Source organism: Mesorhizobium sp. M7A.F.Ca.US.008.03.1.1, assembly GCF_003997495.1.
GTDB lineage: Bacteria > Pseudomonadota > Alphaproteobacteria > Rhizobiales > Rhizobiaceae > Mesorhizobium.
The window spans coordinates 167222-191903 of record NZ_RZRU01000003.1 but is presented as its reverse complement, the minus strand read 5'-3'; the positions used below and the strand labels follow the sequence as shown (position 1 = coordinate 191903).

The following is a 24682-nucleotide window of genomic DNA, read 5'->3' as shown; positions in this document are numbered from 1 at the left end:
TTTCATCCACATAGCGCCGCATCGCGCCGCGGGAAACAGGTAGCCGGCTTAAAGGTGTGGATGCCGGGCAATTGTGCGTGGTGCTTGCGGTAGAGCACAATTTCCCCGACCTTGCAGCGAACGACCGGAAAAATCGCATGATCGACAAGCTGGAATTCTTCATCGCGCTCGCCAGGGAGGAGCATTTCGGCCGGGCGGCGGAGGTGTGCGGCGTCACCCAACCGACGCTCTCGGCCGGCATCAAGCAGTTGGAAGGCCAGCTTGGCGTCATGCTGGTCCTGCGCGGCTCACGCTTCCAGGGGCTGACGCCGGAGGGAAAACAGGTGCTGGTGTGGGCACGCCGCATCGTAGGCGACACCAGGACCATGCGCGAGGAAATGCGTGCGGCGCGCCACGGACTTTCCGGCCGTATCCGCATCGCCGCCATCCCGACGGCGCTCGCCATGCTGCCGCGGCTGACGACGCCGTTTCGCGAAAAGCACCCCGGCGTCACCTTTTCGGTGCTGTCGCGGACCTCGATCGAGGTGCTGTCGCTGCTCGGCAATTTCGACATCGATGCAGGCATCACCTATCTCGACAACGAGCCGCTGGGGCGGGTGACCAGCGTGCCGCTCTACGACGAGCGCTACCAACTGATCACCGCGATGGGAAATCCCTATTCCGACCGCGACAAAGTGACATGGGCGGAGCTCTCAAGCCTGCCGTTGTGCCTGTTGACGCCGGACATGCAGAACCGCCGCATCATCGACCAGCATCTGGCCGAAGCCGGCGTGCAGGTGCGACCGACGCTGGAATCCAATTCGATGATCGTGCTGTTTTCGCACATCCGCACCGGCAAATGGTCGTCGATCATGCCGCTCAACCTTGCGGAAACATTCGGTTTTTCCGAGCCGATCCGGGCCATTCCGATCATCGAGCCAGATGCCAGCCACACGGTCGGCCTGGTGGCGACACCACGCGAACCCCACACACCTTTGGTCTCGGCGCTGCTGGACGAGGCAATGGCGCTGGCGGACGATTTTCATGCCAACCGTTCCGCTAGACAGGGTTAGTCAAGAGGAGCGATAGAAAATTTCTATCGTACAACGAAACCGCTTTATTGATTTCAGAGGTTTTCTCTGGTTTCTTAAGCACTTAGCGATAAAGCGGCACGCGCATGTCGTTGTTCCAAAACAGCTTGATGCTTTTGGCCGATATGATGGGTCGCTACGATAGGGAGGGCGCTGCATGATAATGCAGCCTGCAAGTACCGAGATTACGTCGCGCACGGCCGCGATCATCCAGGAGCTGAAGGGCCTCGAAGGCCCGTTGCTGCCGATCCTCCACGGCATCCAGGAAGAGTTCGGCCATGTGCCCAAGGATGCGCTGCCGGTCATCGCCGAGGCGCTGAACATTTCCAGGGCCGAGGTGCACGGCGTCGTCAGCTTCTATCACGATTACCGAAGCCACCCGGCAGGCCGCCATGTGCTGAAGCTCTGTCAGGCGGAATCCTGCCAGTCGATGGGTTCGGACGCCATCGCCGCCAAGCTGAAGCAGCTGCTGGGCATCGGCTTTCATGAAACGACCCGCGATGGTTCGGTGACGCTGGAGCCGGTCTATTGTCTCGGCCTGTGCGCCTGTTCGCCCGCCGCCATGCTCGATGGCGAAGTGATCGGGCGGCTCAATGACGAGAAGCTCGACGAGATCGTTGCCGAGGTGCGCTCATGATCCCGCGTATCTACATTCCCGGCGATTCCGGTGCACTGGCGCTTGGCGCGGAAAAGGTCGCCAAGGCGATCGCAAGTGAACTCGCCGAGCGCGGCATCGAGGCCAAGATCGTGCGCAACGGGTCGCGCGGCGCCTATTTTCTCGAACCGATGGTCGAAGTTGCGACAGCCAATGGCCGCGTCGCCTATGGGCCGGTAAAGCCGTCCGACGTCAAAAGCCTGTTCGACGGCGGCTTCCTCACCGGTGGCCATCACAAGCGCTGGCTGGGCGCACCGGACAAGATCCCCTTCCTCGCCAAGCAGACGCGGCTGACCTTCGCGCGCTGCGGCGTCACGGATCCGCTGTCGCTGGAATCCTACAAGAAACATGGCGGGTTGAATGGACTGACGAACGCGCTGGGGCTGACGCCTGCCGCCATCGTCGCGCAAGTAACCGAATCCGGGCTGCGCGGGCGCGGTGGCGCGGGCTTCCCGACCGGCATCAAGTGGAAGACGGTTCTCGATACATCAGGCGACCGCAAATACATCGTCTGCAACGCGGACGAAGGCGATTCAGGCACCTTCGCCGATCGCATGATCATGGAGGGCGATCCCTTCGTGCTGATCGAGGGCATGACGATCGCCGGTATAGCCACGGGCGCGACGAAGGGCTTCGTCTATGTCCGCTCGGAATATCCGCATGCGGTGGCGGTGATGAACAAGGCCGTCGATGTCGCGCGCAAGGCCGGCGTTCTTGGCGCCAGCGTGATGGGGTCGCCTTACGCGTTCGACATGGAGATCCGGGTCGGCGCCGGCGCCTATGTCTGCGGCGAGGAGACGGCGCTGCTCGATTCGCTCGAGGGCAAGCGCGGCATGGTGCGGGCAAAGCCGCCGCTGCCGGCGCATAAGGGGCTGTTCGGCAAGCCGACGGTGATCAACAACGTCATCTCGCTCGCATCCGTGCCTGTCATCATGGACAAGGGTGCGGCCTACTACAAGGATTTCGGCATGGGCCGCTCGCGCGGCACGATTCCGATCCAGATCGCCGGCAATGTCAAATATGCCGGGCTGTTCGAAGCCGCTTTCGGCATGACGCTGGGCGAGATCGTCGACGAGATCGGCGGCGGCACGGCCACGGGGCGTCCGGTGAAGGCAGTGCAGGTCGGCGGACCGCTCGGTGCCTATTTCCCGCGCACGCTGTTCGACACGCCATTCGATTATGAAGCCTTTGCAGCCAAGGACGGGCTGATTGGTCATGCCGGCATCGTGGTGTTCGACGACACCGCCGACATGTTGAAACAGGCGCGCTTCGCCATGGAGTTCTGCGCCATCGAAAGTTGCGGCAAGTGCACGCCCTGCCGCATCGGCTCGACGCGAGGCGTCGAAACCATCGACAAACTCGCCGCGGGCATCGAGCCAGAGAAGAACCTCGCTCTGGTCACCGACCTCTGCAACACGATGAAATTCGGCTCGCTCTGTGCGCTGGGTGGCTTCACGCCCTACCCTGTGATGAGCTCGATCACCCATTTCCCCGACGACTTCAAGCCAGCGCCTGTGCGCGTGGCTGCCGAATAGGAGCTGGCAGATGAACATCAAGGCCGACTTCCCCGCTCTCATCGAAGAGATCGATTACGGAACCCCGCAATCGAAGGCGCAGAAGCAGGTCACGCTGAACGTCGACGGGCGCAGCATCACCGTGCCGGAAGGCACCTCGATCATGCGTGCCGCGATGGAAGGCGGGGTCGAAATTCCGAAGCTTTGCGCCACCGACATGCTGGACTCTTTCGGCTCGTGCCGTGTCTGCCTTGTCGAGATCGAAGGGCGCGGCGGCACGCCGGCCTCCTGCACGACGCCCGTCGGCGAAGGCATGATCGTGCGTACGCAGACCGAGCGGCTCGATGCCATTCGTCGCGGCGTCATGGAGCTCTACGTCTCCGACCATCCGTCCGGCTGGAACGAACAGGCCGGAACCGGCGCCAGCGAGTTCGATGCGGTGGCGAAGTCGATCGGCCTGACCGAGAACCGCTACGGCATCGAGGGCCGCAACCACGTCAAGCCGGAAGGTGGCGTGGCGCCCGGCCATGGCTCGCTGGCGGTCGACTACATCGCCCGCGACGAATCCAACCCCTATTTCACCTATGATGCCTCCCAATGCATCGTCTGCTCGCGCTGCGTGCGGGCCTGCGAAGAGGTGCAGGGCACCTTCGCGCTGACCATCGAGGGACGAGGCTTCGAATCCCGGGTTTCGGCGGGAATGCACGAGGCGTTCATCGATTCGGAATGCGTGTCCTGCGGCGCCTGCGTGCAGGCCTGTCCAACCGATGCGCTGCGTGAGAAGACCGTGCTTGCAAAGGGCCTGCCAGAGCGCTCGGCCGTCACCACCTGCGCCTATTGCGGCGTCGGCTGCTCGTTCAAGGCGGAGGTGAAGGACGACGAGGTCATTCGCATGATGCCCTACAAGGAGGGCAAGGCGAACCACGGCCATTCCTGCGTCAAGGGCCGTTTCGCCTATGGCTATGCCACCCACAAGGACCGCATCCTGTCGCCGATGATCCGCGAAAAGGTCACCGATCCGTGGCGCGAAGTGAGCTGGGAAGAGGCGATCGCCCATACCGCCAAGGAATTCCGCCGCATCCAGTACCAGTACGGGCGCACCGCGATCGGCGGCATCACCTCGTCGCGCTGCACCAATGAGGAAACCTATCTCGTCCAGAAGATGGTGCGGCAGGGTTTTCGCAACAACAATGTCGACACCTGCGCACGCGTCTGCCATTCGCCGACGGGCTACGGACTCGGCCAGACCTATGGCACCTCGGCCGGCACGCAGGATTTCGATTCCGTCGACTTCACCGACGTCGCCGTCATCATCGGCGCCAATCCGGCTTCCGCCCATCCGGTGTTCGCCTCGCGGCTGAAGAAGCGGCTGCGCCAGGGCGCCAAGCTGATCGTGCTCGATCCGCGCCGCACCGAGATGGTCAAGTCGGCCCATATCGAAGCGGATTACCACCTGCCGCTGAAGCCCGGCACCAATGTGGCCGTGCTGACGGCGCTGGCGCATGTGATCGTCACCGAGGGCCTGTTCGACGAAGCCTTTATCCGCGAACGCTGCGACTGGACGGAGTTCCAGGATTGGGCATCGTTCGTCGCCTTGCCGGAAAACAGCCCCGAAACCGTCGGCAAATTGTCCGGCGTCGATCCCGAGTTGATCCGGGGTGCCGCCCGCCTCTACGCCACCGGCGGCAACGGTGCGATCTATTACGGCCTCGGCGTGACGGAACACAGCCAGGGTTCGACCACGGTGATGGCAATCGCCAATCTCGCCATGGCCACCGGCAATATCGGCCGGCCCGGCGTCGGCGTGAACCCGTTGCGCGGCCAGAACAACGTGCAGGGTTCCTGCGACATGGGCTCCTTCCCGCACGAACTGCCCGGCTATCGCCACATCTCCGGCGAAGCCGTGCGCGACATCTATGAGACCTTGTGGGGCGTGAAGCTGGACGACGAACCCGGCCTGCGCATCCCCAACATGCTGGATGCCGCCGTCGACGGCAGCTTCAGGGGCATCTACATCCAGGGCGAGGACATTCTGCAGTCCGATCCCGACACCAAGCATGTCGCCGCCGGCCTTGCCGCGATGGAATGCGTCGTCGTGCACGACCTTTTCCTCAACGAGACGGCAAACTACGCGCATGTCTTCCTGCCGGGCTCGACCTTCCTGGAGAAGGACGGCACCTTCACCAACGCCGAGCGCCGCATCAACATGGTGCGCAAGGTTCTTGAGCCGAAGGCGCGCTACGCCGATTGGGAGGCGACGCAGGAGCTTGCCCGCGCCATCGGGCTGGACTGGAACTATGAGCATCCCTCGCAGATCATGGACGAGATCGCGATGACGACGCCGAGCTTCGCCGGCGTCTCCTTCGAGCTGCTCGACCGCGTCGGATCCGTGCAATGGCCCTGCAACGAGAAGGCGCCGCTCGGCACCCCGATCATGCACATCGATGCGTTCGTGCGTGGCAAAGGCAAGTTCATCCGCACCGAATATGTGGCGACGGACGAGAGGACGGGGCCGCGCTTCCCGCTGCTGCTCACCACCGGCCGCATCCTCAGCCAGTACAATGTCGGCGCGCAGACCAGGCGCACCGACAACAGCATGTGGCACTCGGAGGACCGGCTGGAGATCCATCCGCACGATGCCGAGAACCGCGGCTTGCGCGACGGCGACTGGGTCCGGCTGACCAGCCGCTCGGGCGAAACGACGCTGCGCGCGCTGATCACCGACCGGGTGTCGCCCGGCGTGGTCTACACGACCTTCCACCATCCGGACACGCAGGCCAACGTCATCACCACCGACTTCTCCGACTGGGCGACCAACTGTCCGGAATACAAAGTGACGGCGGTGCAGGTCGGCGCCTCCAACGGGCCATCGGAATGGCAACGCGACTATGACGAGCAGGCACGCAACAGCCGTCGCATCGCGAAGCTGGAAGCGGCGGAGTAGTCTTGAGCGCGCGCCGCAAAGCCACGACCCAAGTATCGCGGCTGGCGCGCCGCGCGGTAGGCACGACCGCTACCGACCGGATGGTGCCGGAAGAGACGCCGGTGGCGTTCTCCTTTGCCGGCACCACCCACGCCGTGATGATGGCGAGCCCGGCCGACTTCGAGGATTTCGCGCTCGGCTTCTCGCTGACCGAAGGCATCATCTCGTTACAGGATGAGATCGAAGCGATCGAGGTCGAGGACCATGGCGCCGGCATCGACATCCAGATCCGGCTGAAGGACACCGCCAACACACGCTTCGAGGCGCGGCGGCGAAGGCTCGCGGGGCCGGTCGGCTGCGGGCTCTGCGGCATCGAATCGATCGAGGAAGCGATGCGCTCGGTCGACGCGGTCGGTGCGTCCAAACTTACACTTGACGCCGATGACATCGTCGCCTCGGTCAAGCTTTTGTCGAAAGTGCAGCCGCTGCACACCGAGACCGGAGCGGTGCACGCCGCCGGTTTCTATGTGCCTGGCAAGGGCATCGTCATGGCGCGCGAAGATGTCGGCCGTCACAATGCGCTCGACAAGCTGGCCGGCGCGCTGGCCAAAGCCGGCATTGATGGCGCATCCGGTGCTGTCGTGGTGACATCCAGGGTTTCGGTTGAAATGGTGCAGAAGACGGCTTCTATCGGCTCGGCCTTCATCATCGCCGTCTCGGCGCCGACCGCACTTGCCATCCGCACGGCGCAAGAGGCCGGCATGACGCTGGTGGCGCTGGTTCGCGGCGACGATTTTGATATTTTCACCCACTCCGACCGGGTGGTTTACGGAGTTGCCAAGCATGTCGCATGACGAAGAACACATTATGAGCACCGCCGAGAAGCTGGTGCGCATGGCAAACCAGATCGCCGATTTCTTCCATTCCAAGCCGCGCGAGGAAGGCATTGCCGGCGTCGCCGAGCACATCAACAAGTTCTGGGAGCCGAGGATGCGGCGGCAGTTCTTCGAGATGCTGGACGACGGCAGCGGGAACTTCAACGAGTTGGTGGTGGCCGCCTCCGCCAGGATCAAGCGGCCGATCACGCCGGCTGCGGCCGACCTCAAACTCGGACTCGAGCCCTCCCCTGCCGACGTCGCTGCCTCGCAGGCATAGCCGCCAAGCCGCGCCGGCTTATATTCGTCTTCGAGTTTAAACTGCCGCAATCCGCGCCGTTCTGCTATGGTTCGACGACCAGAAATCGTCAGGCCGGGGTGGAAATCTCGTGAGGCCGATCGAGACGCGATACGCCCGTAGCGGCGATGTGCGGATCGCCTATCAGGTGGTCGGGCAGGGATCGCTCGATCTCGTCTTCGTGCCGGGTTACATTTCCAACCTCGACCTGCACTGGGAAGACGAGGGCTACACCAGGCTCTTGAGGCGGCTTTCGGCATTCTCGCGGCTGATCCTGTTCGACAAGCGCGGCACCGGTCTTTCCGACCGCGTCGACGCGCATAACCTGCCCAGTCTCGAAACGCGGATGGACGATGTGCGCGCGGTTATGGACGCCGCCGGCAGCGGCCGTGCGGCGCTGCTCGGCTCCTCCGAAGGCGCGCCGATGGCGATGCTGTTCGCCGCCACCTATCCGGAGCGGACGCGGGCGCTGGCGCTCTATGGCGGCTATGCGCATTTCCACAAATGGGTGATGTCGCCCGAACGCCTCAAGGCTTTCATCGCGATGGCGGAGACAGCCTGGGGCACCGGCGCCACGCTGCCCCATTTCGCGCCGAGCCGGGTCGACGACGCGCATTTCGCTCAGTGGTGGGCACGTTTCGAACGTTTGTCGGCGAGCCCGACGGCGGCGGCGGCGCTGGCGCGCATGAATGCCGACGTCGACATCCGCCATATCCTGAGCGTGATCAGCGCGCCGACGCTTGTGATACATCGCCGCAACGATGCGCGGGTCGACCCCGATGCCAGCCGCTTCCTTGCACAGAAGATCGCCGGTGCCCGGCTTGTCGAGATTCCCGGACGCGACCATCCGATCTGGACCGGCGATGTCGATGGGGTGGCCGACCTGATCGAGGAATTCCTGACCGGCGAGCGCGCCGTGGGCGAAGTGGACCGCGTGCTGGCGGCACTTCTGGTGACACGCATCTACGACACGGCGCGGCTTGGCGACCGGATGTGGAGCGAACGCAGCCAACGCTTCCAGGAAACCTGGCGGCTGCTGGTCGGGCGCCATGGCGGGCGTTCGGCGGGCCTGCATGGCGAGTTGATGATTTCGCGCTTCGACGGCCCGGCACGCGCCATACGCTGCGCGGCATCGCTGCGGGAGGCGGCGCAGGAAATCGGCGTGGCAAGCGCGCAAGGGGCGCATGTCGGTGAGATCGAAGTGCGCGGTCCGCCCGTTGGGATGACGGCGCGGGTGGCGATGCAACTGGCCGCCCATGCCGGGCGCGGCGACATTATCGCGTCGCGTCTCATCGCCGATCTGGCGGCTGGGTCGGGCCTGCATTTCACCGACGCCGGGCGCATCAGCGTCGACGAGTTGGAGGAGCCGCTGGCGCTGGTCCATGCGACGTCCGAACAGCATCTGGAACCCGCCTGCAGGCCCAAACCCAAGGCTGCCGAGCCGGCCGCATTGACGGCGCGCGAAAGCGAGGTGGTGAGCCTCGTCGCCGACGGCAAGAGCAATGCCGCGATCGCCGCCGAATTGAGGCTGAGCGAACACACGGTCAAGCGCCATGTCGCCAACATACTGCTCAAGCTGGACCTGCCGTCACGGGCGGCGGCGGCGGCTTTCTCGGCCAGGCACCCTGGCCCGGACGGGCCATGAGAGCCATGGCGCTTTCGGGGGAAGCGGCCGAGGGCGCTAGGCGCTATCAATTCCCCCATGCAGGCCGGGCGGATGTCGCCGGAAAGGTGCTGCGAACGGAGGAGGAAATGCTGACTTCGAACCGGACACTCAAATTGCTTGTGATCGCTGTAAGCGTGGGCGCGTTGTTCGCCATCGCTCCGGCAAAGGCCGAGGACGCGTCCGCGGCGGCCGCCTACAAGGACATCGAGGCAACGCTCGGCTCGGTGCCGGACATGTTCAAGACGCTGCCGGATGTTGCCGTCGCCGGCGCCTGGGCCGAGATCAAGGGCGTGCAGCTCAACCCGAAGACCGCGCTTGACGGCAAGACCAAGGAACTTTTGGGCCTCGCCGTCGCGGCGCAGATCCCATGCCAGTACTGCATCTATTTCCATACCGAAGCGGCCAAGCTCAACGGCGCCAGCGACGAGGAGATCAAGGAGGCGGTGGCGATGTCCGCGATCGTGCGTCACTGGTCGACGATGCTTAACGGCAGCCAAGTCGATCTGATGACCTTCAAGAAGCAGACCGACGACGTGTTCGCGGCCGTCAAGACGAAGTCGCAGTAAAGAAAACCCTGCCCGGCGACGAGCGCCGGGCAGCAACTTCGATCATCAACCGCCCGGTCGGAAGACGGGCCAATGGAGGATGACATGCTGATCAAGACCCAAACAGTGGATGGCGCGGCGATCAAGAGGGCCATCGAAACCCGTGACGGCAAGATGCTGTCGAGCTTCTATGCGGACGACGCGCTGGTGCGGGTGATCGACCGCAACAACCCGCCGAGCAAGCCGCGTGAAATTCGCGGGCGCGCGGCGATCACCACATTCTGGGACGACATCTGCAGCCGCGCGATGACCCACAAGGTCGACACCACCATCGCCGACGGCGACAGCCTCGCCTTCACCCAGGCCTGCGCCTATCCGGACGGGACCAAGGTGTTCTGCGCGGCGATGCTGGAGTTAAAGAACGGGCGGATCGCAAGGCAGACCGTCGTGCAGGCCTGGGACGAGTAGGTCAACAGCTGGTTGATCAACCGCGGCCTGGGCCGCAAACCTGGAGGAGAAGACGATGTTCAGCGCCAGATGGCAGATCGACGCCAAGTTCGGACACAAGCAGACCGTGCTCGACCTGTTGAAGAAATGGGAACGCGAGATCGGCTCACAAGTCGGCCTCGCCGAGCTGGAGTTCCAGATCATGACCGGTTCTATCGGAGCGCGGGAGGCGACGGTCGAATCCCATCACCAGGTCGAAAGCCTGGCCCAGTTGGAGGCTTTCTTCGCCAAGATCGGCAAGATCGACGCGCATGCCAAATGGGGCAAGGAGATCGAGCCCTATGTCGTGTCGGGCACCAGCCTGTGGAATATTTATCGCATTGTGGAGTAGCGACTCTTCTCCCCGTAAAAACGGGGAGAAGGGAAAATAGCCACGCCCGGCCCTTCGCAGGCTCAGGGCGTTCGAAGCTCGAAAAGCCAAGCAATTGGCTTTTCGTCCGCTACGCGGACCACTTCTCAACCATGCGCCACCATCACATGCCGCACGGCGGTGTAGTCCTCCAGCGCATAGAGCGACATGTCCTTGCCGTAGCCGGACTGCTTCAACCCGCCATGCGGCATCTCGTTCGTGAGCATGAAGTGGGTGTTGATCCAGGTGCAGCCATATTGCAGGCGGGCGGCCGTCGCCATGGCGCGCGAAACGTCTTTGGTCCATACGGATGACGCTAGGCCATAGTCGCTATCATTGGCCCAGCTCACCGCCTCGTCGACCTCCGAGAAGCGGGTGATGGAGACGACCGGCCCGAATACTTCGCGGCGCACGATCTCGTCTTCCTGAAGGGCACCGGCAACCACGGTCGGCTGGTAGTAAAAACCGGAGCCCTCACCCGGCTTGCCGCCGGTGGTGATCTCGATGTGCTTCAGCTCCGAGGCGCGCTCGACGAAGCTGGAAACCCGATCGCGCTGGCGGCGGGAGATCAGCGGTCCGATCTCGTTTTCGGTGTCGTCGGGGTGATTGTACTTGATGGTCGAGACGGCCGAGGACAGGTCGGCGACGAGCTTGTCGTAGATCTTCCTGCCGGCATAGATGCGGCAGGCGGCAGTGCAGTCCTGGCCGGCATTGTAGTAGCCGAAGGCGCGCAGCCCATTGACCACCGCGCCGAGGTCGGCGTCGTCGAAGACGATGACCGGCGCCTTGCCGCCGAGCTCGAGATGCGTGCGCTTGACCGACTTGGCGGCTGCCTGCAGCACCTTCTTGCCGGTGGCGACGTCGCCGGTGATCGAGATCATGTTGACCTTGGGATGGTTGATCAGCGTGTTGCCGACGCTGTCGCCGCGGCCAAGCACGACATTGACCACGCCTTCGGGCAGGATGTCCGCAAGGATTTTTGCCAGCTTCAGCGCCGTCAGCGGTGTCTGCTCGGACGGCTTGAAGACGACGGTGTTGCCGCCGGCGATCGCCGGCGCCAGCTTCCAGGCCATCATCATCAGCGGGTAGTTCCACGGCGCGATGGAAGCGACGATGCCGATGGCGTCGCGGCGGACCATCGAAGTATGGCCGGGAATGTATTCGCCAGCGACGACGCCCGGCATCGAACGGACGGCGCCGGCGAAGAAGCGGTAGCAGTCGACGATCGCCGGGATTTCGTCATTGAGCACAGCGTTGATAGGCTTGCCGCAGTTGAGCGCCTCGAGCGTGGCGAACTCTTGTGCCGCGGCCTCGATGCGGTCGGCGATCTTCAGCAAATAGCCGGAGCGCTGCGCCGGCGTGGTGCGCGACCACGTGGCGAACGCTTGTTCGGCGGCAGTGACCGCCGCCTCGATCTGTGCCTGGCTGGCCTCAGGCAGGTTAAGGATGGTCGCCCCGGTCCTTGGATTGAGGATCAGCTCCTCGGTTTCGGTGCCCTTCTCGAATTTCGAGCCGATCAGCATCTGGGTGTCCATTGGATTCTCCTTTGGCAGGAGCGAATAGGGAGTAGCTGAAGCGAGTAGAGTTTGACGTCGATCTTCCCTATTCGCTATTCGCTACCTCCCTATTCGCTGTTTTTCATTTCCCGCTTCCGGCGATCTGGTCGCCGTCGCGGGTGAGGTAATAGGCGGCAAGGATCGGCACCAGCGTCACCAGCATGACGACCATGGCCACGACATTGGTGACCGGGCGCTGGCGCGGACGGATCAGCTCTTCCAGCATCCAGATCGGCAGCGTCTGCTGCTGGCCGGCGGTGAAGGTGGTGACGATGACCTCGTCGAAAGACAGCGCGAAGGCCAGCATGCCGCCGGCAAGCAGCGCCGTGGCGATGTTGGGCAGCACGACATGGCAAAAAGTCTGAAAACCGTCGGCGCCGAGATCCATCGAGGCCTCGATCAGCGAACCGGAGGTGCGGCGGAAACGGGCGACGGCGTTGTTGTAGACGACGACCACGCAGAAGGTGGCGTGGCCGAGCACGATCGTCCAGAACGAGAACGGGATGTCGGCCAGCGAAAAGGCCGAGCGCAGCGCGATGCCGGTGATGATGCCGGGCAGCGCGATCGGCAGGATGACCAGCAGCGAGATGGTTTCGCGGCCGAAGAATTTTGTCCGCGACACCGCCGCCGAACAGAGCGTGCCGAGGACGAGCGCGATCGCCGTCGAGATGGCAGCCACCCTGACCGACAGCGACAGCGCCTGCCAGACATCAGGCCGGTTCCAGGTGACAGCGAACCACTGCGTCGTCAGGCCGGGCGGCGGCCAGACGAAACTCTTCTCCTCGGTGGTGAAGGCATAGACGAAGATCAGCAGGATCGGCAGGTGCAGGAACAACAGGCCGCAGGCGGCGGCTACCTTCAGGCCGAGCGGAGCCGACTGGGAACCATCAGAGCGCATCGAAGGCCCCCATGCGTTTGGCGCCCCAGAGGTAGAACCCCATGATGACGATCGGCACCACCGTGAAGGCGGCGGCGAGCGGGATGTTGCCGGCGGTGCCTTGCTGCGAATAGACCGCCTGGCCGATGAACAGCCGCGAGGTGCCGATGATCTGCGGGATGATGTAGTCGCCGAGCGTCAACGAGAAGGTGAAGATCGAACCGGCGACAATGCCCGGCAACGCCAGCGGGAACAGCACGTTGCGGAAGGTCTGTCCCGGTGAGGCCCCCAAATCGGACGAGGCCTCGACCAGATTGCCGGGCACGCGCTCGAGCGCCGCCTGAACAGGGAGGATCATGAACGGCAGCCAGACATAGACGAAGACAATGAAGGTGCCAGTGAACGACACCGACAGGGAATTGCCGCCGACGACCGGCAGCGACAGCCAGGCGTCGAGCACCCACAAAAGATGCAGCTTGGCGAGCAGCCAGGTGAGGATACCCTCCTTGGCCAGGATCAGCTTCCAGGCATAGATCTTGACCAGATAGCTCGACCACAGCGGCAGCATGATGCCGAGATAGAACAAGGCCTTCCAGCGGCCGCGCGCATAGCGCGCCGCGTAATAGGCGATGGGGAAAGCGATGACGGCCGAGGCCAGCGTGACCAGGGCCGCCATCGTCACCGTGCGCAGGATGATGTCGAGATTGGCGGCCTGGAACAGGTCGCCATAGGTCTTGAGCGTGAACTCGCGGTTGATGAGGCCGGAAAACTCGTCGATGGAGAAAAAGCTCTGCGCCAGGAGCGCAAACAGCGAGCCGATATAGACGATGCCGAGCCAAAGCACCGGCGGCAGCAGCATGAGCAGCAGCAGGACGTTCGGCTTGCGCCAGAAAAGGTCCGACAGCGCGCCGCGCAGACCGCCGCTACCCGGCAGGATGGCTGGGACGGGATTTGGGTTGAGCGCGGCGATTGTCATGGGGCCGCTCTGTATTGCGGGAGATCATGAGACAGATAGCGCTCTACGGCGCCCCCCTCTGTCCTGCCGGACATCTCCCCCTCAAGGGGAGAGATTGGCTGTCCATTCGGGTTTCGCCAATTTCCTACGTGGCAGAATTGGCGAGGTGGGGAGGCTACTGATCTCCCCCCTTGAGGGGGAGATGTCCGGCAGGACAGAGGGGGGTGCTGTGCGCAAACCATCCTCATGCCGGCTCATCCATCAGATGCAGATGCTCGCGGTTGAAGGTGAGCACGACCGCTTCGCCTTCTGCCGGCAAGGTCGTGCCGGCAGGCACGATGGCGTGCAGCCGCAGGCCGTCGGCGTCGAGCGCCAGCTTTGTCGTGGCGCCGAGATAATTGGTCGAGACGAGGCGGGCGGACACACCTTCGCCACTTGTGGCCCCGCTGGCCGCGCGGCCGACGCGAATGGATTCAGGGCGAAGACTCCCCCAGCGATGCTGACCGGAATAGCGCTGCACGAAATCCGGTGGCAGCACGTTGGAGGAGCCGACGAAATCGGCGACGAAGCGGGTCTTCGGCCGCTGGTAGATATCCTCGGGCGTGCCGATCTGCATGATCTTGCCATCGTTGAAGACGGCGACGCGGTCGGCCATCGACAGCGCTTCGCCCTGATCGTGGGTGACGAAGACGAAGGTGATGCCGAGCGCCTTCTGCAGCGACTTCAGCTCCTCCTGCATGTTCTCGCGCAATTTGAGGTCGAGCGCGCCGAGCGGCTCGTCGAGCAACAGCACCTTTGGCTGGTTGACCAGCGCACGGGCGAGTGCCACGCGCTGGCGCTGGCCGCCGGACAGTTGGCCGGGGCGGCGAGCGCCGTAGCCGGGCAGCCGCACCAGCGACAGCGCCTCTTCCGCCGCCTTGTGCCGCTGAGCCTTGCCGACGCCCTTGACCATCAGCCCGTAGGCGACGTTGTCGAGCACGTTCAGATGCGGGAACAGCGCATAGTCCTGGAACACGGTGTTGACGTTGCGGCGATAGGGAGGAACGCCTTCGGCGCGTTCGCCGAAGATCGAGATCGAACCCGATGTCAGCTGCTCGAAGCCGGCGATGAGGCGCAGGCACGTCGTCTTGCCGGAACCGGACGGCCCGAGCATGGCGAAGAATTCCCCCGGCGCGATCTCGAGATCGACCGCGTCGACAGCGCGCACGCTGCCGAAATGGCGCGAGGCTTTCTGGAAGGAGACGGCGGAGGTCATGGGCTGTCAGTCCGTTGCCGGTTTGATGTGTTGATGTCGCGCGACGTCCTATCTCCCCTTGTGGGGAGGTCGCGGCGAAGCCGCGGATGGGGGTGCCTCGAAAAACGCCGAGCAGCCCCCCGACGCTATGCGTCGACCCTCCCCACGAGGGGGAGGGTAAGAGCGCTCACCGCCCGCCGATGACGCCGATATAGTCGGATACCCAGCGGTAGTAGGGCACGCACTGATCGTTCTGGGTGGCGCATTTCGACACCGGCGTCTTCCAGAACTTGATCTTGTCGAAGTTCTCGTAGCCGTTGGTCTTGCAACCCTCGTCGGTCAAAAGCTCATTGCCCTTGCAGGCGGCGGGCACGACGGGCAGCGAACCGAACCAGGCCGAGACGTCGCCCTGCACCTTGGGCGACAGCGAATGTTCCATCCACATATAGGCACAGTTGGGGTTGGCGGCGTCGGCCTCCATCATCGTGGTGTCGGCCCAACCGGTGGCGCCCTCCTCCGGGATGGTGGACGCGACCGGCTTCTTGGCGGCGACCAGCGTGTTGACCTGATATGGCCACGAGCCGGAAGCGACGACGCCTTCGTTCTGGAAATCGTCGACCTGGATGGCGGCGTCGTGCCAATAGCGGCCGACCAGCGTGCGCTGGACGCGCAGCAATTCCAGTGCAGCCTTGTACTGGTCCTCGTTCAGTTCGTAGGGGTCCTTGATGCCGAGTTCCGGCTTGTGGAACATCAGATAATTGGCGGCATCCGCGATGTGGATCGGCCCGTCATAGGCCTGGACGCGGCCCTTGTTGGACTTGCCGTCAGGCAGCTTCATTACCTCGAAGACGATGTTCCAGCTCTTGGGAGCCTCCTTGAACACCTCGGTGTTGTACATCAGGACGTTGGGACCCCACTGGTAAGGAACGCCGTAGTGGGCGCCGCCGACGGTGAACCACGGCGCATCCTTGAGGCGCTCGTCGACCGTCTTCCAGCTCGGGATGAGATCGGTGTTGATCGGCTGCACGCGCTTGCCGGCAACGAGGCGCAGCGAGGCATCGCCCGAAGCGGTGACAAGGTCGAAGCCGCCCTCATTCATCAGCGAGACCATCTCGTCGGAGGTGTTGGCGGTCTTGACGTTGACCTTGCAGCCGGTCTCCTTCTCGAAGGAGGTCACCCAGTCATAGCCCTTGTCGGTTTCGCCGCGCTCGATATAGCCCGGCCAGGCAACGATGTTGACCTGGCCTTCGCCCGTGCCGAGTTCCTTGACCTGGGCGACGGCCTGACCGGAAAAGGTCAGCGCGACTGTCAGAGCAGTGCACGACTTCAGGAATGAATTCATTGTCGATCTCCCATTTAGGCGCCTGACCCTGAAAGCCGGTTTCGGTCTTCGTTAGGGGTCACGCGCGGACTGAAAACTGTCAGTTCGTCCGTGGGCTTGATGCCGCTCTGATGGCGACTTTGGTCCCTGAATCGAAAGTGCTTTGAAAATTCCGGTTTCGCAAATTCATTTATCAGAAGGGCGATATCGGTTTTTCCGATAGGTCGACGGTCGGTCTCTCAGAGACGCTGACGCACCGTCCGTTGCGACTGGGCAAGGCCGATGAAATCGCGTGCCGCCTGCGGCAGACCGGAGCCGCGCCGCCAGACCATGCCCACCTGGACCACCGGCAAGGAGCCGGAAATATCGCGCGATTCGATGCGGTCTCCTTCCAGCGACCAGGGCCGGTAGACGAGGTCGGGCAGCAGCGCCACGCCGGCACCGGTGGCGACGAGACTGCGCACGGCCTCCACGGAACGGGTTCGGAAGGCGACATGCGGCTTGGCGCCGATCGCCGTCAGCAGCTTGCCGGTGTTTTCCTCGATCTCGTCGACGGTCAGCATGATCAGCGTTTCGGAGGCAATGTCGCCAATGCTGATGATGTCGGCGCCGACGAGCGGATGACCGAGCGGCAGCCACAGCCGATAGGCCGAGACTTCGAGGATTTCCGACTGCAACGCGGTGCGGTCGCGCAAATTGGAGGTGACCATGACGGCAATATCGAGCTTGCCGCCGATCAGGAGGTGTTCGAGATAATCGCCATTGTCTTCGATGGCAGAGACCTCGACGCCGGGATAGGCACGGCGGTAGCGGGCGAGCAGATCCGACAGCACATAACCGGCGACCAGCGAGGTGACGCCGAGCTGCAGCCGGCCGGCCGCCACCGTCTGCTCGCCCGAGAAAGAGCGGCGCGCGTCGGAAACGTCGGCGAGGATTTTCGTCGCGTGGCGCAGGAACTGGTGGCCCTTGTGGGTAATGTTGAGGCCACGCGGATGGCGTTCGAACAGTTCGACGCCAAGATCGCTTTCGAGTTCCTTGATCGCTTCGGTGACCGACGATTGCGAGATGGAGAGGTTCTGAGCGGCGCCCGAGACCGTGCCTTGCTCGGCCACGGCGATGAAGAACTGCAGCTGGCGGATGGTGAAAGCCATGGCCCGGACTAAACACCGGCGACCGAGCGAAGGAAAGCCGACTGCAGAGCTTATCCCATGACAGAGAGCAGGTGCTCAGCCGAGCGCCTCCCTGATGCGCCGCCGGCATGCGGGGCCATAGCGCAGCGCAAGCATGAATGCCGTCTCCAGTGCTACGACAATGACAATGATGCGCAGGCCCACCGTGAACGAATCCTGGCCGCTGCCGCGCAGCAGATAGCCGGTGACGAGAAAACCGGCGTTCCAGAGCGTGGCGCCGAGCAGCGTCGCGGCCGCAAAGGGCAAGGCCGGCAGGCAGAGCGCGCCGGCGGCGATCGGCAGATAATTGCGCACAGTCGGGATGAACTGCGCCAGCAAGGAAACCCGGATGTGATTGCGCCGGTATGCCTGGCCGAGCCTGCGGTAGGTGGCGTGGCGCAGGAAGACGTATTTGCCGAAACGCTCGATCAGCCTGTCGGCACGGTGGGGTCCAACCCGGCGGCCGACCGCATACCAGACAAGACAGCCGCTGGCGGACGCGAGCGTCGTCACCAACAGCAGGATCGCCAGCGTCGAACCATCCGGCGCCGCCGTCATGCCGAGGAACAGCAGCAGCACGTGCGAGGGCGGAATTGGCAGGATCTTTTCGGTGAAGGCGAGGCAGAAAACGCCCAACAGACCGAAGCCGAGGATGGCTGCCAGCGGCCCCGTCATGCCAAGCGCCATGGTGACGCCAACACCGAACGGTGCCACGGTCCATCCCTTGAGAAAAGACAAAGCATCAGGCAACCTTCATCCTGGATCCAACGCTTCGGTCGGTCGGCGTGGCATTTGCTGCCGTCAGCGTCGGACCCGAAATCTGTTGCATATGTCGGGTCCGACGCCTTGGCGCCGGCACACAAGGCGAATCGCGCACCGATTGGTTCTGTTTGCCGCGAATGGATTGCGTGGACATTGCGCCTCGGCGCGGACGAAGCGTATTCGACATCCGCAAATATCGTTCGGTGGCACCTTTGCGGGCGTCTGCGCCCACCAATCGCTGGTCTTTGGCTAAAACCCGGCTTCCTCGCCGGCGATGCTAAGCCGCGCGCCGGCCTGTGCAAGGGCGGCAGCCAGGTCGTGCGGCGGCGAGCGGTCGGTGGCGAGTTCGGAAAAGCTGTCGAAGCCGCAGACCTGGACCAGACCAAGACGGCCGAATTTCGAGTGATCGGTGATGACCAGGGACCGCTGGCCGCGCGACAGCACCATGCGGGCGAACTCGGCCTCATCCAGATCAAAATCCATGACGCCCATCACCGCGTCGACGCCCCCGGTGGAAATGATGGCGGGGCTGACCGAGAAGCGACTGACAAAATCGATCGCCGAGGCGCCGAAAGCAGCGCCGGAATCGCTGCGCAGCTCGCCGCCCGCCATATAGACCTTATTGCCGTTGATGGTGGCCAGCGTGCGGGCGATGTCCGAGGAATTGGTGACGACCGTCAGGCGCCGGTGGCCGAGCAGTTCACGCGCAAGGAACGAGGTCGTCGTTCCGGTGTCGAGCATGATCGATTCCCCGTCGCGGATGGTGGCGGCGACCATGCGGGCAATGACGCGCTTGGCGTCGGCGTTCTCACGCATGCGCCGCTCGAACGGCGCTTCGCCGATCATCGACGGCAGACCGATGGCGCCATGCATCTTGAGGACAGAGCCATCACCAGTCAGTGGCTTGACGTCGCGGCGCACCGTCTCGAGCGACACGCCCAGCCGATCGGCCAGACTGGCGATGGTGACGGTGCCCTCTTCCTGCAGGAGCCGCAGGATCTCGCCGTGTCGTTTGGACTGGGCCATCTGGTTTCCCGAACTGATGCTCCTGACCGATTCTAAGGTAATTCAAGTGCTTTTAAAGGAAATACCTTATGCTTTCGGGCAAAATACCCAAAAAAAGTCACACCTTTTTATTGACAAGCGGGCAACCCTGGCGTGAAATCAAGGACATCAACAGGCTTCAGATCTGCGACTGGGGGCAGAGACGCAACTCAGTGGTCAGGCCGTTTGGGAACGTGCCTGTACAAGGAATTTTCAGATCCGCGGGGGCGGATGCCGGGCTCAAAAACCTGGCCAAGGGGCTCGTCGGTGCGGTGCGGGATACCGATCCTGGCGTCCCGCACCGACGAGATTATTTACGTTTCTCCCCGCCGTCGCTGCGCTGTTCACGGCGCCTTGTCGAAGCCCAGCAAACCAGGGATGATTCCGTGACCGCCGAAGATCGCATCCGCGCCCTGCCCTGCTGGACCGGTGGCATCGAGATCGCACCGCTGCCCGGCGGTCTGAGCAATGCCAATTATGTGGTTACGGACGCGGCCGGACGACATGTCGTGCGCTTCGGCAAGGACTATCCGTTCCACCATGTCTTTCGCGAGCGCGAGGTGATGACGGCGCGGGCGGCGCATGCCGCCGGTTTCGCGCCAGCAGTCCGCCACGCCGAACCGGGCATCCTGGTCACAGAGTTTCTCGGCGCCAAGACCTATCTCGCCGAGGACGTACGCGCCAATCTCGGCCGCGTCGCGGCTCTGATGCGCGCCTTTCACCGGGAGATGCCGAATCACGTCTCGGGCGCCGGCTTCATGTTCTGGGTGTTCCATGTCATTCGCGACTATGCGCGCACGCTTGAAGAAGGCGGCAGCCGCAAGCGCAGCGACTTGCCGCGCCTGCTGACGCTGGCCGATGAACTGGAGCGCGCGCAGAAACTGCTGCCGATCGTCTTTGGCCACAATGATCTGCTGCCGGCCAACATTCTCGACGACGGCAACAGGCTGTGGCTGATCGACTTCGAATATGCCGGCTTCAACACGGCGATGTTCGACCTCGCAGGCGCCGCCTCCAACGCCGGCATGAGCGACGAGGAATCCTTCGCCTTCCTGACCGCCTACTTCATGAAGGAACCGGACGAGGCGATCCGCCGTTCGCACGCGGCCATGCAATGCGCCTCGCTGCTGCGCGAGGCGATGTGGAGCATGGTGTCCGAGCTCTATCTCGACGCGCCGGGCATCGACTACGTCGCCTACACCGAGGAAAACCTCGTCCGGCTCGACGCGGCACTGGAAAACTACAGAACGAAGTACGGGATACAGAAATCATGACATTGCCGAGCCAGGCCGCCATCGTCGTCATCGGCGGCGGCATCATCGGCTGTTCGACGGCCTATCATCTGGCGCGCGACCACAAGGCTGACGTGGTGCTGCTCGAGCAGGGCAAGCTGACCTCGGGCTCGACCTGGCATGCGGCCGGCCTGGTCGGCCAGCTGCGCTCGTCGGCCTCGATCACCCGCGTGCTGAAATACTCCGTCGACCTCTACAAGGGGCTCGAGGCCGAAACCGGCCTCGCCACCGGCTGGAAGATGACCGGCTGCCTCAGGCTCGCCACCAGTGCCGACCGCTGGACCGAGTACAAAAGGCTGGCGACGACGGCGAAAAGCTTCGGCATGGACATGCAATTGCTGTCGCCGGCGGAAATCAAGGCGATGTGGCCGCTCATGGAAACCGGCGACCTCGTCGGCGCTTCCTGGCTGCCGACCGATGGCCAGGCAAGCCCTTCCGACATCACGCAGTCGCTGGCCAAGGGCGCGCGCATGCATGGCGCCAAACTGTTCGAGGATGTCCGCGTCACCGGCTTCGAGATGAAGGACGGCCGCATCACGGCGGTGAAGACCAACAAGGGCGACATTGCTTGCGACAAGGTGGTCAACTGCACCGGCCAATGGGCGCGGCAGGTCGGCGCCATGGCCGGCATCAACGTGCCGCTGCAGCCGGTGAAGCACCAGTACATTGTTACCGAGAAGATCGACGGGCTGGCGACCGACGCGCCGACCATCCGCGATCCGGATCGGCGCACCTATTTCAAGGAAGAGGTCGGCGGGCTGGTGATGGGCGGCTATGAGCCGAACCCGCAGGCCTGGACGACTGGTCTCCCCGGCGGCGACGTTCCCGATGATTTGGAATTCAGGCTGTTCGACGACGATTACGACCATTTCGAGCAGCACATGATGCAAGCGATCGCGCGCGTGCCGGCGCTGGAAACCGTCGGCGTCAAGCAGATGATCAACGGGCCGGAGAGTTTTACGCCCGACGGCAATTTCATTCTCGGCACAGCGCCCGAATGCGCCAACATGTTTGTCGGCGCCGGCTTCAACGCCTTCGGCATCGCCTCGGGCGGCGGCGCCGGCTGGGTGCTGGCGCAGTGGGTGGTCGATGGCGAAGCACCGCTCGACCTGTGGGTGGTCGACATCAGGCGCTTTTCCAACCTGCACCGCGACCGTCAATGGGTCTGCGACCGCACGCTGGAGGCCTATGGCAAGCACTATACGATCGGCTTTCCGCATGAAGAGTACGCCAGTGGGCGGCCGCGCATAGTCTCGCCGCTGTACGAGCGGCTGAAACAGCAGCGCGCCGTGTTCGGCTCGAAGCTCGGCTGGGAGCGGCCGAACTGGTTCGCGCCCGAAGGCGTCGAGCCGCAGGACATCTATTCGATGGGCCGGCAGAACTGGTTTGCGGCGGTCGGCGACGAACACCGGCATGTGCGCGAAAAAGTCGGCATCTTCGATCAATCCTCCTTCGGCAAATACGAGCTGAGCGGGCCCGATGCGCTGAAGGCGCTGGACTGGGTCTGCGCCAACGACGTCAGCAAGCCGGTCGGCCGGCTGACCTACACGCAGCTTCTCAACACGCGCGGCGGCATCGAAGCCGATCTGACCGTGGCGCGGCTGGCCGAAGAGAAGTTCTACATCGTTACCGGCACAGGTTTCCGCACGCATGATTGCTCGTGGATCGGCGACCATATCGGCGAAGGGCTCGATGCCAGGCTTGTCGACGTCACCGAGGATTTCGGCACGCTGTCGCTGATGGGTCCTCGGGCGCGCGACGTGCTTTCGGCCGTGACCGAAGCCGACGTGTCGAACGTGAGCTTCCCGTTCGGCCATGTGCGCGAGATTGCCATCGCCAGCCACACGGTTCGGGCGCTACGCGTCACCTATGTCGGCGAACTCGGCTGGGAACTGCATGTGCCGATCGCCGCCACCGGCGAAGTCTTCGACGCGCTGATGGCGGCAGGCACAAAGCACGACATCCGGCCGGTCGGCTATCGGGCACTGGAATCGCTGCGACTGGAAAAGGGCTATCGTGCCTGGGGCTCCGACATCACGCCCAACGACACGCCGCAGGAAGCCGGCCTCGGCTGGGCTGTCAAGCTGCGCAAGAACACGGATTTCATCGGACGGCGCGCGCTGGAGAAGACCAACGGCGCGGCACTGAAGAAACGCTTCGCCGGCTTCACGGTCGACGATCCCGAGATCGTGCTGCTCGGTCGCGAAACCATCCTGCGCAATGGCGATCCGGTCGGTTATCTCAGCAGCGGCGGTTATGGCTACACGCTGGGCAAGACCATCGGCTACGGCTATGTGCGCAACGCCGATGGGATCAGCGACGATTTCCTCACCTCGGGCGACTATGAGCTGGTGGTGGCTATGGAACGCACGCCGGCAAAGATCCATCTCGAGCCGATGTACGACCCGGCAGCGGAGAGAGTAAAAGCCTAGTTTAGTTCACGCGCAAAGCGAGACCGCGGCTGGGCACGGTGTCGGCCTCGCCCGGCATCGAGACGTAAGGGCGCGTTTCCTCGACGCGAGTGAAGAGGCCTTGCACCTCGAGTTCGGTGATGCGCGCGGCAAAGCCGGCATCCCACAGCGTGTTCTTGACCGTCAGCACGATGATGCCACCCGGCCGGCAGATGCGGATCAGTTCGTCCAGCCCCTCGATGCCGACGTGACCCGATGTGAAGACGCCGGCCGAGATCACCCCGGCATAGACATCATCGGCAAAGGGCAGATGACCGCCCAGCGCCAGGCAATGGAGCGCGGAATAGACGCCCTTGCGGGCCGCCTGGTCCAGCATGCCTTGTGAAATATCGAGCGCCTCGACTTGCGGGTAACCAGCAATATCAAGCCATTCGCCGATGAGACCGGTGCCGGCCCCGGCATCGAGCAGCGGTGCGGCCCCGCGCGGCAGATGGCGGGCCAGCAGCGCAAGGCAGATCGTCGGATGGCGATAGCCGGCGGCCGACATGTCGGCGTCATAGGTTTCCGACCAGCGGTCATAGAGTGCGGCCACCTCTTCTGGCCGCTTTGCCGCATAGGCCGCGCCAAGCGCGCCCTGATGTTTGCTGTCCGCCACTTTTATCCAGTCCGCCAATTTTTGATCTCGCAGTGATGATAGCCAAAGCGCGAAAATTGTGGAACCGTCGCTGCGACAAATAACAGCATGGGGGCGCAGGCATGGTGACAGACGAGGCGCGTGCGGCACTGGACGCCATTCCCATGCTGGCCGGCTACAGCGGTCCGCTGGAACGGCTGGGCGGCCTCACCAATCTCGTCTTCAAGGCCGGCGACTTCTGCCTGCGCATTCCCGGCAAGGGCACCGAGGAATACATCAACCGGGCCAACGAAGCGGTGGCAGCGCGCGAAGCGGCAAAAGCAGGGGTGAGCCCCGAGGTGCTGCATTTCGATGCCGGCACCGGGGTGATGGTGACACGCTATATCGCCGGCGCCGAAACCATGTCGCCGGAGAAATTCCGGACACGGCCGGGCAGTCCAGCCCGCGCCAGCGAGGCCTTTCGCAAGCTGCACAATTCGGGCGCGGTGTTTCCCTTCCGCTTCGAGCTGTTTGCGATGATCGACGACTATCTCAAGGTGCTGTCCACCAAGGAGATCGTCCTGCCCGCCGGCTATCATGACGTGGTGCGCAACGCTGAGACAGTGCGGTCGGCGCTGGCCGCACACGCCTTGCCGCTCGTCGCCTGTCACTGCGATCCGCTGTGCGAGAATTTTCTCGATACGGGCGAGCGGATGTGGATCGTCGACTGGGAATATTCGGGCATGAACGATCCGCTCTGGGACCTTGGCGACCTCTCCGTAGAAGGCAAATTCGACACGGCGCAGGATGAAGAGATGATGCGCACCTATTTCGGCGGCGAAGCGAGGCCGGCGGAGCGCGGCCGCATCGTCATCTACAAGGCAATGTGCGATCTGTTGTGGACGCTGTGGGGACTGATCCAGCTCGCCAACAACAATCCAGTCGATGATTTTCGCGCTTATGCCGATGGCCGTTTCGCGCGCTGCAAGGCGCTGATGGAGACGTCCGAGTTTTCACGGCATCTGACGGCGATCCGCCGGGGGTGA

At 63.6% G+C, this 24682-nt stretch carries 22 protein-coding genes; 13 read left to right on the top strand and 9 right to left on the bottom strand.

What is annotated here, in order from left to right:
- Window positions 1-137 precede the first annotated feature (137 nt).
- The 10 genes from EOA16_RS06460 (at window position 138) to EOA16_RS06415 (ending at window position 10384) form a co-directional block, all read left to right on the top strand.
- A complete protein-coding gene (locus EOA16_RS06460) occupies window positions 138-1052 on the top strand; it encodes a LysR family transcriptional regulator (protein ID WP_013528010.1) in 915 nt (304 codons plus the stop codon).
- Between the two features lie 175 nt (window positions 1053-1227).
- On the top strand, window positions 1228-1707 hold the full coding sequence (locus EOA16_RS06455) for a formate dehydrogenase subunit gamma (RefSeq protein ID WP_127256469.1): 480 nt from the start codon (window positions 1228-1230) through the stop codon (window positions 1705-1707).
- Window positions 1704-3260 carry an NADH-quinone oxidoreductase subunit NuoF gene (locus tag EOA16_RS06450; RefSeq protein ID WP_127256467.1) on the top strand — a complete coding sequence of 519 codons (1557 nt, stop codon included), beginning with the start codon at window positions 1704-1706 and terminating at the stop codon, window positions 3258-3260. Before EOA16_RS06455 ends, EOA16_RS06450 begins: the two co-directional genes overlap by 4 nt.
- A 10-nt stretch (window positions 3261-3270) precedes the next feature.
- A complete protein-coding gene (gene fdhF, locus EOA16_RS06445) occupies window positions 3271-6183 on the top strand; it encodes a formate dehydrogenase subunit alpha (RefSeq protein ID WP_127256465.1) in 2913 nt (970 codons plus the stop codon).
- A gap of 2 nt (window positions 6184-6185) precedes the next feature.
- Window positions 6186-7016 (top strand): formate dehydrogenase accessory sulfurtransferase FdhD, encoded by an 831-nt coding sequence (fdhD, locus tag EOA16_RS06440; RefSeq protein ID WP_127256464.1) that lies wholly within the window; start codon window positions 6186-6188, stop codon window positions 7014-7016.
- Window positions 7006-7317 (top strand): formate dehydrogenase subunit delta, encoded by a 312-nt coding sequence (locus EOA16_RS06435; protein WP_127256462.1) that lies wholly within the window; start codon window positions 7006-7008, stop codon window positions 7315-7317. The genes fdhD and EOA16_RS06435 overlap by 11 nt, the downstream gene beginning before the upstream one ends.
- Before the next feature lie 109 nt (window positions 7318-7426).
- Complete coding sequence (locus tag EOA16_RS06430) at window positions 7427-8980, top strand: alpha/beta fold hydrolase (protein WP_127256460.1); 1554 nt, start codon at window positions 7427-7429, stop codon at window positions 8978-8980.
- Window positions 8981-9087: 107 nt separating this feature from the next.
- On the top strand, window positions 9088-9567 hold the full coding sequence (locus tag EOA16_RS06425; RefSeq protein WP_127256458.1) for a carboxymuconolactone decarboxylase family protein: 480 nt from the start codon (window positions 9088-9090) through the stop codon (window positions 9565-9567).
- 84 nt (window positions 9568-9651) lie between these two features.
- On the top strand, window positions 9652-10014 hold the full coding sequence (locus EOA16_RS06420) for a nuclear transport factor 2 family protein (RefSeq protein ID WP_127256457.1): 363 nt from the start codon (window positions 9652-9654) through the stop codon (window positions 10012-10014).
- A 55-nt stretch (window positions 10015-10069) separates the two neighbouring features.
- Window positions 10070-10384 (top strand): hypothetical protein, encoded by a 315-nt coding sequence (locus EOA16_RS06415; RefSeq protein ID WP_027039679.1) that lies wholly within the window; start codon window positions 10070-10072, stop codon window positions 10382-10384.
- Between the two features lie 125 nt (window positions 10385-10509).
- On the opposite strand, the gene EOA16_RS06410 is transcribed toward EOA16_RS06415, so the two are convergent.
- The 8 genes from EOA16_RS06410 to EOA16_RS06370 all read right to left on the bottom strand — a co-directional run bounded on the left by EOA16_RS06410 (window position 10510) and on the right by EOA16_RS06370 (window position 19302).
- The gene (locus EOA16_RS06410; RefSeq protein ID WP_127256455.1) at window positions 10510-11937 is read right to left on the bottom strand and encodes a gamma-aminobutyraldehyde dehydrogenase; all 1428 of its coding nucleotides are present in this window, start codon (window positions 11935-11937) and stop codon (window positions 10510-10512) included.
- 103 nt (window positions 11938-12040) lie between these two features.
- Window positions 12041-12856, bottom strand: a complete 816-nt coding sequence (locus tag EOA16_RS06405; protein ID WP_127256454.1) for an ABC transporter permease — start codon at window positions 12854-12856, stop codon at window positions 12041-12043.
- On the bottom strand, window positions 12846-13811 hold the full coding sequence (locus tag EOA16_RS06400; RefSeq protein WP_127256452.1) for an ABC transporter permease: 966 nt from the start codon (window positions 13809-13811) through the stop codon (window positions 12846-12848). The genes EOA16_RS06405 and EOA16_RS06400 overlap by 11 nt, the downstream gene beginning before the upstream one ends.
- A 223-nt stretch (window positions 13812-14034) precedes the next feature.
- Window positions 14035-15045, bottom strand: a complete 1011-nt coding sequence (locus EOA16_RS06390) for an ABC transporter ATP-binding protein (protein ID WP_127256449.1) — start codon at window positions 15043-15045, stop codon at window positions 14035-14037.
- Window positions 15046-15211: 166 nt separating this feature from the next.
- Window positions 15212-16366, bottom strand: a complete 1155-nt coding sequence (locus tag EOA16_RS06385) for an ABC transporter substrate-binding protein (protein WP_127256447.1) — start codon at window positions 16364-16366, stop codon at window positions 15212-15214.
- Between the two features lie 218 nt (window positions 16367-16584).
- Window positions 16585-17496, bottom strand: coding sequence for a LysR substrate-binding domain-containing protein (locus tag EOA16_RS06380; protein ID WP_127256446.1), 912 nt, complete (start codon window positions 17494-17496; stop codon window positions 16585-16587).
- 75 nt (window positions 17497-17571) lie between these two features.
- Complete coding sequence (locus EOA16_RS06375) at window positions 17572-18228, bottom strand: DedA family protein (protein WP_127256444.1); 657 nt, start codon at window positions 18226-18228, stop codon at window positions 17572-17574.
- Window positions 18229-18525: 297 nt separating this feature from the next.
- The gene (locus tag EOA16_RS06370) at window positions 18526-19302 is read right to left on the bottom strand and encodes a DeoR/GlpR family DNA-binding transcription regulator (protein ID WP_127256443.1); all 777 of its coding nucleotides are present in this window, start codon (window positions 19300-19302) and stop codon (window positions 18526-18528) included.
- A gap of 404 nt (window positions 19303-19706) precedes the next feature.
- Here EOA16_RS06370 and EOA16_RS06365 point away from each other — a divergent pair, with 404 nt between their 5' ends.
- Both EOA16_RS06365 and EOA16_RS06360 read left to right on the top strand, forming a co-directional pair.
- Window positions 19707-20594: a phosphotransferase family protein gene (locus EOA16_RS06365; protein ID WP_127256441.1), complete on the top strand. Its 888-nt coding sequence runs from the start codon at window positions 19707-19709 to the stop codon at window positions 20592-20594.
- The gene (locus tag EOA16_RS06360; RefSeq protein WP_127256440.1) at window positions 20591-23044 is read left to right on the top strand and encodes an FAD-dependent oxidoreductase; all 2454 of its coding nucleotides are present in this window, start codon (window positions 20591-20593) and stop codon (window positions 23042-23044) included. The genes EOA16_RS06365 and EOA16_RS06360 overlap by 4 nt, the downstream gene beginning before the upstream one ends.
- A gap of 1 nt (window position 23045) precedes the next feature.
- Here EOA16_RS06360 and EOA16_RS06355 read toward each other — a convergent pair whose 3' ends face one another.
- On the bottom strand, window positions 23046-23678 hold the full coding sequence (locus tag EOA16_RS06355; RefSeq protein WP_164754135.1) for a class I SAM-dependent methyltransferase: 633 nt from the start codon (window positions 23676-23678) through the stop codon (window positions 23046-23048).
- Window positions 23679-23779: 101 nt separating this feature from the next.
- Here EOA16_RS06355 and EOA16_RS06350 point away from each other — a divergent pair, with 101 nt between their 5' ends.
- Window positions 23780-24682, top strand: coding sequence for a phosphotransferase family protein (locus EOA16_RS06350; RefSeq protein ID WP_127256437.1), 903 nt, complete (start codon window positions 23780-23782; stop codon window positions 24680-24682).

What these genes read in the sequence shown, in the direction of transcription:
- EOA16_RS06460 (WP_013528010.1), top strand. Translation starts at nt 138, where the DNA reads ATGATCGACAAGCTGGAATTCTTCATCGCGCTCGCCAGGGAGGAGCAT.
- EOA16_RS06455 (WP_127256469.1), top strand. Translation starts at nt 1,228, where the DNA reads ATGATAATGCAGCCTGCAAGTACCGAGATTACGTCGCGCACGGCCGCG.
- EOA16_RS06450 (WP_127256467.1), top strand. Translation starts at nt 1,704, where the DNA reads ATGATCCCGCGTATCTACATTCCCGGCGATTCCGGTGCACTGGCGCTT.
- fdhF (WP_127256465.1), top strand. Translation starts at nt 3,271, where the DNA reads ATGAACATCAAGGCCGACTTCCCCGCTCTCATCGAAGAGATCGATTAC.
- EOA16_RS06435 (WP_127256462.1), top strand. Translation starts at nt 7,006, where the DNA reads ATGTCGCATGACGAAGAACACATTATGAGCACCGCCGAGAAGCTGGTG.
- EOA16_RS06425 (WP_127256458.1), top strand. Translation starts at nt 9,088, where the DNA reads ATGCTGACTTCGAACCGGACACTCAAATTGCTTGTGATCGCTGTAAGC.
- EOA16_RS06420 (WP_127256457.1), top strand. Translation starts at nt 9,652, where the DNA reads ATGCTGATCAAGACCCAAACAGTGGATGGCGCGGCGATCAAGAGGGCC.
- EOA16_RS06415 (WP_027039679.1), top strand. Translation starts at nt 10,070, where the DNA reads ATGTTCAGCGCCAGATGGCAGATCGACGCCAAGTTCGGACACAAGCAG.
- EOA16_RS06410 (WP_127256455.1), bottom strand. Translation starts at nt 11,937, where the DNA reads ATGGACACCCAGATGCTGATCGGCTCGAAATTCGAGAAGGGCACCGAA.
- EOA16_RS06405 (WP_127256454.1), bottom strand. Translation starts at nt 12,856, where the DNA reads ATGCGCTCTGATGGTTCCCAGTCGGCTCCGCTCGGCCTGAAGGTAGCC.
- EOA16_RS06400 (WP_127256452.1), bottom strand. Translation starts at nt 13,811, where the DNA reads ATGACAATCGCCGCGCTCAACCCAAATCCCGTCCCAGCCATCCTGCCG.
- EOA16_RS06390 (WP_127256449.1), bottom strand. Translation starts at nt 15,045, where the DNA reads ATGACCTCCGCCGTCTCCTTCCAGAAAGCCTCGCGCCATTTCGGCAGC.
- EOA16_RS06385 (WP_127256447.1), bottom strand. Translation starts at nt 16,366, where the DNA reads ATGAATTCATTCCTGAAGTCGTGCACTGCTCTGACAGTCGCGCTGACC.
- EOA16_RS06380 (WP_127256446.1), bottom strand. Translation starts at nt 17,496, where the DNA reads ATGGCTTTCACCATCCGCCAGCTGCAGTTCTTCATCGCCGTGGCCGAG.
- EOA16_RS06370 (WP_127256443.1), bottom strand. Translation starts at nt 19,302, where the DNA reads ATGGCCCAGTCCAAACGACACGGCGAGATCCTGCGGCTCCTGCAGGAA.
- EOA16_RS06360 (WP_127256440.1), top strand. Translation starts at nt 20,591, where the DNA reads ATGACATTGCCGAGCCAGGCCGCCATCGTCGTCATCGGCGGCGGCATC.
- EOA16_RS06350 (WP_127256437.1), top strand. Translation starts at nt 23,780, where the DNA reads ATGGTGACAGACGAGGCGCGTGCGGCACTGGACGCCATTCCCATGCTG.